12 protein-coding genes are annotated in these 13979 nt (G+C 41.3%); 8 read left to right on the top strand and 4 right to left on the bottom strand.

The genetic code is table 11. The annotated features are described in order from the left end of the window. The first annotated feature begins 74 nt into the window (after positions 1–74). A complete protein-coding gene (locus VB836_RS18845; RefSeq protein ID WP_323221524.1) occupies positions 75–1142 on the top strand; it encodes a hypothetical protein in 1068 nt (355 codons plus the stop codon). A 128-nt stretch (positions 1143–1270) separates the two neighbouring features. Here the strand turns inward: VB836_RS18845 and VB836_RS18840 are convergent, their stop codons facing one another. Next, positions 1271–1423 carry a hypothetical protein gene (locus VB836_RS18840; protein WP_323221522.1) on the bottom strand — a complete coding sequence of 51 codons (153 nt, stop codon included), beginning with the start codon at positions 1421–1423 and terminating at the stop codon, positions 1271–1273. Positions 1424–1493: 70 nt separating this feature from the next. Further along, the gene (locus tag VB836_RS18835) at positions 1494–2156 is read right to left on the bottom strand and encodes an RNA polymerase sigma factor (protein ID WP_046280168.1); all 663 of its coding nucleotides are present in this window, start codon (positions 2154–2156) and stop codon (positions 1494–1496) included. A 153-nt stretch (positions 2157–2309) separates the two neighbouring features. Between VB836_RS18835 and VB836_RS18830 the strand changes: the two genes are divergently transcribed. The 4 genes from VB836_RS18830 to VB836_RS18815 all read left to right on the top strand — a co-directional run bounded on the left by VB836_RS18830 (position 2310) and on the right by VB836_RS18815 (position 6506). After that, a complete protein-coding gene (locus VB836_RS18830) occupies positions 2310–3188 on the top strand; it encodes an ABC transporter permease (protein ID WP_323221520.1) in 879 nt (292 codons plus the stop codon). Then, entirely contained in the window at positions 3188–4051 is an 864-nt protein-coding gene (locus VB836_RS18825; protein ID WP_323221518.1) for an ABC transporter permease, read from the top strand. The genes VB836_RS18830 and VB836_RS18825 overlap by 1 nt, the downstream gene beginning before the upstream one ends. Positions 4052–4074: 23 nt before the next feature. Next, positions 4075–5151, top strand: coding sequence for an ABC transporter substrate-binding protein (locus VB836_RS18820; RefSeq protein WP_323221516.1), 1077 nt, complete (start codon positions 4075–4077; stop codon positions 5149–5151). Between the two features lie 245 nt (positions 5152–5396). Further along, positions 5397–6506, top strand: coding sequence for an ABC transporter ATP-binding protein (locus VB836_RS18815; RefSeq protein ID WP_323221514.1), 1110 nt, complete (start codon positions 5397–5399; stop codon positions 6504–6506). Between the two features lie 149 nt (positions 6507–6655). Here the strand turns inward: VB836_RS18815 and VB836_RS18810 are convergent, their stop codons facing one another. Next, positions 6656–8473 carry an iron uptake porin gene (locus VB836_RS18810; RefSeq protein WP_323221512.1) on the bottom strand — a complete coding sequence of 606 codons (1818 nt, stop codon included), beginning with the start codon at positions 8471–8473 and terminating at the stop codon, positions 6656–6658. 417 nt (positions 8474–8890) lie between these two features. Between VB836_RS18810 and VB836_RS18805 the strand changes: the two genes are divergently transcribed. After that, on the top strand, positions 8891–9451 hold the full coding sequence (locus VB836_RS18805) for a DUF3038 domain-containing protein (RefSeq protein WP_323221510.1): 561 nt from the start codon (positions 8891–8893) through the stop codon (positions 9449–9451). Positions 9452–9478: 27 nt separating this feature from the next. Continuing rightward, a complete protein-coding gene (locus VB836_RS18800; protein WP_323221508.1) occupies positions 9479–11014 on the top strand; it encodes a DUF4335 domain-containing protein in 1536 nt (511 codons plus the stop codon). A gap of 135 nt (positions 11015–11149) precedes the next feature. Here VB836_RS18800 and VB836_RS18795 read toward each other — a convergent pair whose 3' ends face one another. Then, entirely contained in the window at positions 11150–12361 is a 1212-nt protein-coding gene (locus tag VB836_RS18795) for a M20 family metallopeptidase (RefSeq protein ID WP_323221506.1), read from the bottom strand. A 746-nt stretch (positions 12362–13107) separates the two neighbouring features. Between VB836_RS18795 and VB836_RS18790 the strand changes: the two genes are divergently transcribed. Next, positions 13108–13979, top strand: an 872-nt coding sequence (locus VB836_RS18790) for an Ig-like domain-containing protein (protein ID WP_323221504.1), incomplete at its 3' end; no start/stop codon positions are given.

Below are 13979 nucleotides of genomic sequence, written 5' to 3'. Positions count from 1 at the left end.
AAGTAAAGCTCAAGCTATATTTTACTATTTTGATAAACTAGACATACAAAAGAATTTAAAGGTAAGGTAACACAATGAACCAACATAATGACAGCATAGTAATAGCGACTAGTATTGCCCCTGTGGGTATAGAAAAGCAACGTGCAGCTATCCAAAGCTGGCTTGATCTAGGATTTTTAGTAGTGTCAGTGAATATACAAGAAGAGATCGATCAGCTTCAACCTTACTTTGACGATATTAGTTTTCACATGGTTAAGCGTGACGCAAGAGAAAAGTATGGTAAACCATTTGTATACGTGAACGATATTTTACTCTATCTAGAAGAACATGGATCAAAAATTGTTGGAATTGTTAATTCTGATATTCATTTGAAGGCTGGGAAAGATTTTATTTCATATGTTCGTCAGGAAACTACGAATTCTGTACTTTTTGCGTCAAGACTAGACATTGATACTGTAGAATCAGAAGCAGGAGAAATGTATGGCTATGGCTTTGATATGTTTTTCTTTGATCGAAAACTTTTAAAGTATTTCCCATTATGCGATGACTTTTGCTTGGGTATTCCTTGGTGGGATTATTGGATTCCTTGCATTGCTATCCAAAATGACCTTAATCCTAAATATCTTCAAAATACTGTTGCGTATCATGTTAAGCATAAAATCAACTATAGCATAGAGACTTGGCGTAAAGTTGGTCTTACTTTTACAAGTTTTTATAGATCAGAATTAACACCTTCTCTTCAACAGCTTTTGCTAGAAAATAAACTAAATCTTCTTGATGATAAACTTGGGCTTAGTGCAACCTATGATTTTATTCTAGAAGTTTACCAAAAATCAAAATTACTCAACTATAAAAATTACTCAAATCAAAATAAAATAGAAGATTCTGAAAAAGAAACGAAATATAATAATTTAGTATTTTTGGCATGGCAAAACTACAACAGAGATCAAATGTCAGAGATGTGTAAATATTTAAACCAATCTTTTAAATATTCTTCCTGTTCTCTTCCAACTCAAGTAATTGCTGATTGGATAGAGAGGTTTAAAAAGTTTTCTGAAAAAGAGAATTTTATTTTTGATTCGTATTCTCTTAGTTGCAACCCTACTTGGCAACACCTAGTGGTATCTATCCTAATACCATAAAATAGATGAAAACCAGAAAAGTATAGTCAAGTTTAAAATCTATAGGTATTTTACTAATTGCCAAGCATCTCCATCTTCTATTATTTTCCAAAACCATGCGATCGCATCAACCCCAGACAGCCTCAATTCTAAAATTGATTAATCAACCCTGCTAAAACTTCCGACTGATTTGTTTCTCGGTTGCGACGTAAAGCCTCTTCCAATAAACTTAAACAAAGACTTCTGAGAAATTGAGACTGTCTAATTCGTTGACTCCAGAACTCAATTTTAGAGTCAAACATTTTATGGGCAATGATTTCAGCAGTCTTTCCTTAACTCTATCTAAAAAAACACATTACAAGCAATTTTAAGTTAAGATTGAAGCACTTCTGTCTTGCCATTTTGTTCAGAATCACTCAGAGATTCACCTAAATAAATTGCGCGAATATCTGGGGGTAAATTCTTCTGAAGTTGATCATATCCCTGTTTCAATAAATCCTTAACTTCACTGGGGGAAATCGCTTCTCCTTCCGCTTGTAAATACGCTGCAATACGGGTTTCACTCCAATGAAAGGTTTGCGCCATCACTACAGCTAAACGCAACAAAGGATCGAGTTGATCCAGCGCTTGTCCCATATAACACCACAGGGGAGGAGGCGCTGCTTTCAGGGAATATTGTATCGACTCAACGGGGGGTAAATCGGCGCGGTTAATACAAATCGCCGTGACATTAATTAACCAATTTTGTAGGGTTGTTTCTCCCTGCGCGTCTTGGGACTCCCGCAAGTTCAAACCTCGCATTTCATAAAAAATATGTCGCCAAGTCTGAGACAATAAATACTCAGCTTGTACAGGCGATCGCACAGAATGACCGATTAAGGTGTATACAATCAGCGCATAACGACAAAAAATTGTAACAAAATATTTCCCCCGATCCGGGTGGTTTTGAAACATTGTCAGCAATTCTTGATCGCTATGATGGGATAGCGACTTCACCAGGGGGTGGTTTGATTCAGATAGATGAAGCGTTTGCACCGTCAGTAGAGATTTGTTCAAAAATGGACTTAACTCTGCTGAATCATAGCTCATTTTGCATCATAGATCAAGCCATCATTTCAGTCGCCTGTCACCCCTGCTTTCAGTCAACAGTTTAAAATCACGTCTTTTTAACTTTAATTGTACATTAAAATGACTTTGTTAAAGCAACATCAATCGAGTTCTCCAACCCTGGAAACTCGCCAACAAAAAACTTTACTCATTCTCCTCTTACCTGCCACAATTTGGCTGTTAGTTTTCTTTGTTTTACCGCTAATATTTGTTCTGGTTTGTAGTTTCCTTGAACGCGGAACCTATGGCGGGATTAACTGGATTTTTACCCTGAGTAACTATCAACGTTTAGTCAGTCCTTTGTACTGGGGAGTATTTTGGCGATCGCTTCAACTCGCTGCTTTAACGACTCTTGTTTGTTTAATCATCGCCTATCCTTTAGCCTTTTTTATTGTCACTCGTTCTCCCCGTTGGCGAAATCTTCTATTAGTCTTAGTGATTATTCCATTTTGGACAAACTTTTTAGTCAGAACCTATGCTTGGATTGTGATTTTAGGCAATGAAGGTGTGATTAACTCCCTTCTCAAAAGTTTACAACTGATTGATCAACCCCTAACTTTACTGTTTACCCCTTTTGCTGTTATTATTGGTTTAATTTATGGCTACTTACCCTTTATGATATTACCACTTTATGCAACATTAGAACGTTTAGATTTTGCTCTGATTGAAGCTGCTCAAGATTTAGGGGCGAATGATCTTAGAAGTTTTTTGCGAGTTGTTTTTCCCTTAACTAAACGGGGAATTATCGCCGGATCAATCTTAGTCTTTATCCCCGCATTGGGAGCCTTTATCACGCCTGATATTCTTGGCGGGGCGAAAACCTTAATGCTGGGAAATCTGATTCAAAATCAATTTTTGCAAGCCAGAAATTGGCCGTTTGGTTCAGCCTTATCGATGATTTTAATGGGAATTATTTTAATTCCTGTATTGATTTATTTTCAAACCTCTACAGATGACTAATGATTGATTTACTCATTCGCAAAATAGGAAAATCTTGGCTGTGGATACACGCGACACTCGCCCTTGCGTTTCTGTATCTGCCGATTTTAATTTTAGTGATTTACTCGTTTAATACTTCTCGGTTTAACGCCGTTTGGACGGGATTTACACTGGACTGGTATCGCAGTTTATTCGGTCAAATTACCGATACTACCGCTAATCTTTCTACTGTTGAAGTTTGGCAAGCCTTAAATAATAGTATAATCATTGCTATAATTTCTACTGGAGTCGCCACAATATTAGGAACCTCTGTCGCCCTCGCCCTTGAACGTTTTCGGTTTCCCGGTGATAAAATCATTACAGGGCTAATTTTACTTCCGATTATTATCCCTGAAATCACCATGGGGATTTCTTTACTCGTGTTTTTTACCCTAATTTTTCGTCTTGTGGAAAATCTCACGGGAATTCGTTTAACATTAGGATTACCTTCTGTCATTCTCGGTCATGTTACCTTTAATATTGCATTTGTAACGATTACGGTGAGGGCGCGTTTAGCGGAGTTAAACCCATCTTTAGAAGAAGCTGCACTTGACCTCGGGGCGAATGAATGGCGAACCTTTACCCGCATTACCTTACCTTTAATTTTACCTGGAATTGTCAGTGGTGCCTTGTTAGCTTTTACCCTCTCTTTAGATGATTTTGTCGTCACTTTCTTTAATACCGGAGTCGGTGCAACCACTTTACCATTATTTGTCTATGGAATGATCAAACTATCTGTCACTCCTGCAATTAACGCCCTTTCTACGTTAATGTTATTGGTATCCTTGCTACTTGTGGTATCCTCATTAACAATTAATCGAACACAACCCACAACCAAACCTTAATTATTCACCTTTACCTCAAAACAATGAAACGACTTTTTACTTTTTTTCTCTTATTTTTGATGAGTGTATTGTTACCCCTGGGTTGTACAGGGAACAATTCTAACTTATCACAGTCGGGTCAAGATAATGTTCTCAATCTCTATAATTGGTCTACTTATATTGCGCCGGAAGTGATCAGTCAATTTGAACAGCAATATAACGTTAAAATAAACTACGACACCTATGATAGCAACGAAAGCCTTTATGCTAAACTCAAACCTGGAAATCCCGGTTATGACATTGCGTTTCCGGCTGATTACATGGTGAAAGTAATGATAGCAGAAAATATGCTAGAAGAAGTTGATAAGATCAATGTTCCCAATCTTAAACATATTGATGAAAAGTTTCTTAATCCACCCTATGATCCTGAAAATAAATATAGTATCCCCTATCAATGGCTGACAATGGGAATCGGTTATAATATTAAGGCAACTGGAGAAGAAATTAATAGTTGGGCTGCTTTATTTAATCCCAAATTTGCCGGAAAAGCTGCTTTATTAGATGATATGCGTCATACCTTTGGGGCGGTGTTAATTTATCTCGGTTATGATCCCAATACAACGAACCCGGAAGAAATCAAAAAAGCCAAAGAATTTTTAATTAAAAACCAGAAAAATATTAAAGCTTTCCTTCCCGATACAGGTCAAAATCTTCTTAATCAAGGTGAAATTAATCTAGCAATGGAATATAGCGGTGATTTATTTCAAGTGATGGCAGAAAATCCCGATTTAAGATATGTTATTCCAAAGGAAGGAACTTTGATCGCAATTGATAGCATGGTCATTCCAAAAAATGCACCCCACAAACAACTAGCGGAACAGTTTATGAACTTTATTCTAGAACCAGAAATTGGTGCAAAAGTCTCTAATTTTATTAACTACGGTTCACCGAATAAAACCGCCATCCAAGAAAAGTTAATCAAGCCAGAAAGTCTACAAAATCCCGGTATTTATCCCGCCGAAGAAGTCTTTGCTAAATTAACCTATCTCGAAGATGTCGGAGAAGCAACCATTCTCTATGATGAAGCTTGGAATGAGGTAAAATTAAGCTTGGGTAATTAGTTGTTAGCCGTTTTTGTAGGGGCGGGTTCATTACAGTTTACAGCGCGAAGTGCGATCTTGGGGTTACGCCTGCGTGGAGCAACTTCGCAAGAGAGTTAACAGTTATCAGTTTACAGTTTTTACAGTGATCACTGGTAACAGGTTACTGTTCACTGTTGAGGGCGGGTTCACCGAGATTGATTCATCTTACCAACAACCTTGCTAAACCCGCCCTAACTCTCAAGTTAGAATTAACAATCTATTCTATGAAGAATGCAGTCGAATTAATTAATATCTCTAAATTTTATCAAGGAAATCGCAGTCGAGAAATGTTAGCGGTTGATTCTCTCAATTTAGAGATTAAAACAGGGGAATTCTTTTCACTTTTAGGCCCTTCTGGTTGTGGAAAAACAACAACATTACGGATGATAGCCGGATTTGAAATTCCCACATCAGGGGAAATTTATATTCATCAACAAGCCATGAATCATCATCCCCCATTTCATCGTCCGGTGAATACTGTCTTTCAAAATTATGCCCTATTTCCTCATTTAACCGTTAGTCAAAATATCGCTTTCGGACTAGAAATGGAAAATTTACCTCGTCTTGAAATTCGTCAACGGGTTTCTGAGGTGTTAGGATTAGTGCAACTCACAGACTTACAAACCCGTTATCCCCGTCAACTTTCCGGCGGACAACAGCAACGAGTTGCTTTAGCCAGGGCGTTAGTTAAACAACCGAAAGTTTTACTGTTTGATGAACCGTTAGGGGCGTTAGATTTGAAGTTGCGGAAGGAAATGCAACTCGAACTTAAACAAATGCAAAAACGGTTAGGAATTACTTTTGTTTATGTGACTCACGACCAAGAAGAAGCCTTAACCATGTCTGATAGAATTGCCGTAATGAACCAGGGTAAACTCTTACAAGTCGGAACTCCGGTCGAAATTTATGAGTATCCAAAAACTCGATTTGTCGCTGATTTTATTGGGGAAAGTAATTGTTTAACCGGACGAGTTACCCAACAACAAAAACCCCACATTAATTTATTAGTTGATGAACAATTATCGGTTTCTGTTATTTCTCAGGAAGAAACCTTTATCGGACAAGTTTTAACCGTTGTCATCCGACCTGAAAAAATTAGTATAATTCCGACTGAAGACGCTAAAAATAATAGTAAAAATAACAGTTTTCAGGGTAAAATAGAAGAAGCGATTTATCTCGGAACAGATACCCGTTATCGAGTCAGGTTAACAGCCAATATTTCCCTAATTATCCGTCAACAAAACCTCCAACGCGATCGCCTTCAACCCTATGCTGTTGGTGAAACTGTTAACCTTTTTATCTCTCCTGAAAACATCAGCCTCTTAGCTGAATAAAAATAGGTAGGGTGCATCAAACCATTGACCTCTATTACTGAGTTCAAATGACTTGAATTTGATGCACCCTACGACTCAAATAAAAAACGGCTTCTGAATTCAGAAACCGAGATTCTTTTAGGTTAAATTTTGTTAATTAACTGCCCGTTTTAGAAACGGAATGTTGTCCGTAGAGTCGTCACAACAACCGTATCATTTTCATCCGTATGTTCGGGGTCAGTAATAATGAAAACAGCCGGAATCAAAGAAATGTATTCATTAAACTGGAAGCGATAGAGGGCTTCAATGTGAATTCCCGTTTTTTCTTCTTCCAAACGATCAAGCGTGTGATAAACCACTTTCGGTTGCATCCCGACGATAATACCGCCTAAATCGCCTTCTTTCAGCAAATCAGGAAACGCCAACGTCACCGCAAAGTTAAGAACAGTCGCATCGAGGTCATCACCTGAGCCACCACCCTTATCATCAGCCCAAGTCGCACCAAACCAGCCACCCACCTCGAAGAAGGGAGCAATACGCCAGTTGGTTTGGAAACCGAGGTTATCTGTGGTAGTCGCCGTATTCCCAAACGGACGGTTCGCCAAGAAACTTCCGGTTCCACCACTGACATTCACATCATCTTCTCGGAAGTAGCGACGGTTATAAGCCAAACTCACCACTAGCTCATCAGTGGGTTCATAAACCAATTGAAGAAATGCAGAGTGGCCACCATTAAATATACCTCGTCCTTCTTCGGGGTTGGGTGCATCTCCGTCATCGGCTAAGTAGCCCAGAAGAACTTTAAGTCTGTCATTGAATGTATAATGAAGCGCCGCTCCGGTTCCTTCAGGCCCCCGGAATGTATTCGGGTTGTAACGACCAAATCGAGAAGACGCTCCTTTTCCTGTACTCTCAAAAGGACTAATCGGGTCTTGAACGTCATCAAGGTTCATCCCCTTCGCCCCAAAATAAACCTGAGCTTTACCGTTCATAATCGGAAAACGGTAATACAGGTCATCCATCGTGATCGTTTCGCTACCACCATCGGTACCGAGACGACTCATCAAGGTGTTAGTCAGGTTCTCACGGCTGAGTCTCGGAATGTCTCGGGCTTGCAAACGGGTTCGCAGTCTATCTTTTCCGGTAAAGCTGGTATCGAAGTTTAAACGCGCCCGATAACCGAAATAGCTTTGAGTGGGGTCTTCCTCTTCATCAACGTTTGGCCCTCCTGCGACGGTATATTCCGCGCGATCGCCAAAAGTATCCCCGATAAAGAAGATTACTTCCCCGTTAAGTTTAGTCGTGGTAGAGAATTGATTGGCTTCGAGTTCAGCAGCCCTAGCTTCGAGAACCGTGACTCGTCCGCGCAAAGCCGCGAGTTCCGCCGCGAATTCTTCCATCAACCGTTGCAGTTTAGCGAGATCTTCTCGCGTCACCAAGTCGGCGGTAGACGCACCAATCAGTTCGTTAATGCGTTCTAAACAAGCGTTAACCCCGGCGGCGAATTCAAAACGAGTTAAAGCCCGATTTCCTTTATAGGTACCATCTGGATATCCCGCAATACAGCCATAGCGTTCAACGAGAGATTGTAACGCCTGAAACGCCCAGTCAGTGGGTTGAACGTCTGAGAGTTGGGAAACAGAGGTAACTTGCTGTTTCTTCTGGGAATTAGACCGCCGACCCTCCTGAAAATATTGATTGAGTTGGTCGGAGGTTTGGGGGTTCACGGAATTGTCTGTATTTTCCCCGGAGTCTAAGTCAGAGACTTGTACTTGAGAAAAATTTGACTGCGGGCCAATTTGACCACTATGGGGATTAACCGGAACTTGGGCTAAGGGTTCAGACTGATAAGCTGGGTTATTGACTTGAGTTTCCACCTGCGGGGAACTCTCAATATTAACTTCTGCGATCGCCGCCGAAGAGGCAATTAAGCTAGCTCCTAAAATAGCAGGACTGAGTAGCCATGCTTTCAAGGTTCGTTGTGACATACTCTCTCCTCACACTACTGTTACGTTTGATCAGTCGTTCTCGTGAGAACTTCTGAATTTCCACCGTCATTTTACTCGTCTTTTCTTCTGGAGGAAAGCAGCGTTACTAAAAATATTAAACAGATAATGAAACAGCCCCAGTGGGCCTTGAGGACTGGGATTCAGTGGGCCTGTTTTCCCTCTCAGTTGGCCTGGTTTTAGGTATAACGAATTACCATTTTTAGCAAAAGTAGAGATTTTCAAGCGGGACTTGGAACTTGATCGGATAGGATTTCCCAAGAGCCTAGAAGTTGCGATCGCTATTGATTCAGTCTGAAGCGGGTGTCCCTTTCAAAATAAACAACCGGAAACCCCAAGCCCAAAAATTATTGATGAAAATCCCTATAATAAGGCAGAGTAACATCAATCCCGGGGACTATGCAAGCATTGGCTATGGCTGATGATCACGGTTTGAATTGGCAGGCGTTAAACTTAGAACGAGAGCCAGAACCGACCCAGTTAGATCGAATTACCCATCGACTAGAATTAGTCATGCTGGCGTTAGTAGGCTTAACTGGAGTGGGTTCGGAAACATTAGTCGAAGTTGCCCATCAACTTAATTTACAATCTATTATTGCGGATCGGCTCACCCAAACTGAGAATTCAGAACAAGAAAAACTCTTAACCGTTGATGAAGCGCGATCACTTGTTTTAATTATTTGTTATCTGGCTAAACAAAATCAAGCTCTGATTCGACGGGCAATTTCACTTTTAGAACAATATACTCAATCTGAACATGATCTGCGTCAAGTGGCTTTAATTCGGGACTATTTAGATGCCTTTAATCAAATGTATCAAGAGCAAATTGATCCCACAGCTTCTGCTCCATCTGACGCCCTCAATCCCTTGGCTATCAAACTTTTAATCGAGCTACTATTTTACAGCAATTCCAACAGTCCGCAACGCTTTTGGCTCGTTTTACTCAATCAAAATCGATAAATTACCCCTGATTAACACCCTCTAGAAATGACGAATCAAAAATATACTCCACCCACCTGTACTCTAGAATTAACGACTGAAAAACCCCGATTTAATCGCTTAACAAATCAGACGGTTTCTGAACCTTTTAAGTTTAAATTAAGCTTCGATGATCCACGTTTACCTGAAGAAGAATATGTCACAGTCGAAGGCGATCGCACTCAGCTTGATCGTCTTTCTGAAGTGGTAATCACCTACGTTCAAAACTTTCTTAACAGTTCAGCGTTGCTGAGTATTGTCCCTCAAGATAGTTCAAATAACTCCAAACCTCCTCACTCCAATCCTACTGATATTTATCTAAAGCCCGATGGATTACTTTACCATGATCTATTCTTGGGTTCGCTCTCCACTCAAAATACAGGCCCTTTTGTTCATCTGAGTGCGTTGCAATTGTTCGACTTGGTGAGTGCATTAGAGGAATGTACCAATACAGTGTCAGAGGTTCGCGATCGCCGTTTTTCAATTCGGTTTAAACCGTTAATTTGGTTGCGTACTTTGCTGATGATTTTCGTCAGTATTGGAACTTTGACGGGGATGATTGAGTTAATCAATTTTTACCGACAGTTATCTCAAGAAACCCTCACCGCTTCTCAAGAAGACACTGAAACCCCTGCCATTCCACCGCCTAACCTCACCCCTCCGGCGCTTCCGGTTTGGCCTGCACCCACGCCCCCTCCTCCGGCTTCCCCTGCCCCCGTCGTACCCAATTTACCCGGAGTCGATACAGTGCCGCTTGCGGTTCCACCGCCCTTATTTCCTGCCCCGGTCAGTCCACCTCCCCCTCAACCCATCCCCAATGTTTCTCAGCAGGAGGGAATGATGATTATCCTCCCAGAACCTCAGCCTGCAAGTCCCCCTCCGCAGGCAGTTAACCCGCCTGTTTCCCCTCCAGTACCCGTTAGTCCGCCACCCCTTCCACCCGCCCCACCGCCGACAACCCCGCCACCGATTGTATTTAGTCCGACAGTCCCCCAAGTTCCACCTGTGATTCAACTTCCACCCCTGCAAGATACTACACCCCCGGAAATTATTACGGTTTTTCCAGAGGAAGAAATGCCAGATTATTCAACAGTTAATCCGGAAATTGTTGATCCGGAAGTTCCAGAAGATCAAACTTCCGAAGAAGGTTATTTAGCACAGTTAGAAAAACGTCCCCAAACGATAGCGGCAACTCGTCAAGAAGACACAACTTTATTTGATCAAATTCCCCAAGTTAATGAAGTCAGAACCTATTTTCAAGAAAATTGGTATCCGCCTAAAAATTTAAGAAAAGCACTTCAGTACAGTTTACAACTGAATGCTGATGGTACAATTGCCAGTATTACACCTGTTGGTCAACCCGCCGTTAATCGCTTACCTCAGCTTGAATTACCGAATGTGGGTGAACCGTTTGTTTCCGCAACAGCAGACGGAAGACGACCGAAAATTCGGGTGATTTTAGAACCTAATGGTCGGGTGAGTGTGTTTCTTGAATCTTTTAATAATTCGCCGCCTCCACCTGTTACAGTCAACAGTGAACAGTAAACAGTGAACAGTTTACAGTGACCAGTTTACAGTGACCAGTGACCAGTGAACAGTAACCAGTGATAACTAATAACTAATAACTGATAACTGCATAACTGATAACTGTAAACTGTAATGAACCCGCCCCTACACAAATCAAATACTGTAACCTGTAACCTGTTCCCTATTCCCGATCTTTTGCCAATATTGATAAGCTGAATAAGCCAGAGTCACAACGCCTGTAATAATCGCAGATTCATCAATTTCAAACTTCGGATGATGCAAGGGATAATTCGGCTGATTTTTGTGTCCGACTCCCAAACGAAACATCATTCCCGGTACATGATTCAAATAAACTGAAAAATCTTCCGCACCTAAAGACGGTTCAGCTAACATAATAATGCTATCTTTGCCCCAAGCTTCCGCCACTGATTCTGCCACTAACTGGGTAATTTTTGGATCATTTTGTACTGAAGGAACACCCCGACGATAATTCATCTCATAACGCGCCCCGTACATCTGACAAACCCCTGCAACAATTTTTTCGATCCAAGCAGGTAAGTTTTCGTGAGTCTCAGGATGAAGCGATCGCACCGTTCCTAATAGTTTAACCTGATCGGCGATCACATTCGGCGCCCGTCCACCAACAATTTGACCAATCGTTAATACCACAGGTCTTAAAGGGTTATGGGTGCGACTGATCGCTTGTTGTAGCGTGGTAATCACCTGAGCCGCAATCCAAATCGCATCTTTCGCTTCGTGAGGACGCGCACCATGACCCGATTCTCCAATAATGATTAATTCTAAATCATCGGCTGCTGCTGTCAATGCCCCTTGACGAATCCCCACACATCCGGCGGGAATACTCGGAAAGACGTGTACTCCTAAAATAGCCACCACATCCTGCATGACGTTATCAGCAACCATCCAATGAGCGCCTTGGGCGATTTCTTCAGCCGGTTGAAACAGAAAGCGGATATGACCCGCTAAAGCCTCGTTTAGCTGCGATAATACCATTGCCGTTCCTACCCCAATGGTCGTATGTACATCATGGCCACAGGCGTGCATAATTCCGGGCTGATGGGAGGCATAGTCTAACTCTGTGAGTTCTTTAATGGGTAAAGCATCCATATCGGTACGAATGGCGAGCCATTGAGGAGTATTGCTTTTTCCCTTCAATTCACCGACGACTCCTGTTTTCCCGACGGCTTCGGTGACATGAAGCCCACAGGAGGATAATACCCCTGCAACATAGGCGGCGGTTTGGTATTCTTGACCACTCAGTTCGGGATGGGAGTGAATATGGCGACGAATTTCAATTAAACGAGGGGCGAGATCAGTCGCTAATGCTTTAATTTGATTGAGCATGGATAAGTTTCAATCATAGATTCTGACTTTAGATCCAGTTTACGAGGAAATGCAGAATCAAGGTGTGATGCCTGATGCGCTCACAAGTTGCGGGAAAACTATTACTATAAGTTGTCGCGTTTGAATTTTACCGACAATATTGATCCGAAAGGTCGCTTGGATCGGGGCGGAGGGCAGAAGAAAATGGGTAATTTGAGATGCGCGTTAGTTGCTCGAGAGAACTTTAGAACACATTCAAGGGTTGAGATCCCTGAGATCCCTGAGATTAGAAGCGTATTTTGTGGGCTGGATATCCTGAACTTTACAGAAATATTACAAAGTTGCAACGAATACTTTACATAATCACCTGTATTTTTACGGAAGGCGAATGTTACTGTGAAAGAGTCACTGACTGGCCAAAAGGTTCAACATCTTTTATTAGTTCAGCACTAGGGTTGAGTGTTGCTTAAGTAAACGCTCATAATTTCTATTGCTTTCTATTGATAAACGAGGGTGAAAAACAGTTGCAAGTCAGTAATGTCTATGGTGTTATGCGGGAAATAAAAGAATAGAACTCAATGCTCAACGATACTATCACTCAAAAATTGAGTTGATGTCAATGAGATTTTTTCATTAAATATAGGGCTTGCAATAGCTGAATTGAGCGTTTTTTGGACATAGGATATAAAAGTTTCACCTTAATTCATCGATGAAAGTTGATAGTTTAACTCTGGAAACCTACTTGTAAAATTCGAGGAATTAAGATCATGGCAATTCTTAGTTTTACTGGGCAAGCACAAGAGATTGATATTAGTGATTTTTGGTTAGATGATGCGACAGGCAACAAAGCCTTTCAATATTCAAACTGGTGGGCTACTGCATCAGCCGATAGCTTACTATTCTTTAATGAAGCTCAAAATGTCACCCTCTCAGAAGATATTAAAATTAGTAACCCCCAAGATTGGGAGGATCTCAATAACTTAGGAACAATTGAGGCGGGTACTGCTGTTGACAGTCATTTCATTTATTTTAAAAATGACAAACTACCAGGAGAAGAGCAACTAACACGGAGAACATTGACAGCCACTTTCACTTTTGACGGTGAAATTATTGGCTTCATAGCTGATGATGAGTTGTTTGGTAATGCGGAAACCTTAGAAACTCTCAACGGTAATGACGAACTGGTTGGTTATCGGGCTAGGGTAATACAAGAAGGAAATACTCTCGAAGGGCCAGAGTTTGGAGATAGTCAAGATATCGTCAGAATCTTGGGAGAGAATAACAACATCTTAGAAGTTACCTTTACCAGTCAATCTGCTGTTGACCCTCTGCGGGTGATTACATTAGCCCAAAATATCGAGCTTCCCAATACAGCCCCCCTCGCCGATAATGACAGCTACAGCACAGGTTTTCAATCCCCGCTTGTTGTCAATGCTGATTTAGGGGTTCTTAATGGGGATACGGATGCAGACGGGGATGCCTTAACAGCAAGCTTAGTCACTCAACCCAACAATGGCACCGTAGAATTGAATGAGGATGGTTCATTCACTTACAGCCCCAATGCCGGATTTAGCGGAAACGACAGCTTCAGTTATAGCGCCAACGATGGGGAAGATAGTTCTAATGTTGCTAGCGTTAC

The organism is Limnoraphis robusta BA-68 BA1 (assembly GCF_034932365.1).
GTDB classification, from domain to species: domain Bacteria; phylum Cyanobacteriota; class Cyanobacteriia; order Cyanobacteriales; family Microcoleaceae; genus Capilliphycus; species Capilliphycus robustus.
The sequence above is the reverse complement of the archived record's forward strand: the minus strand, read 5'-3'. Positions and strand labels throughout refer to the sequence as shown.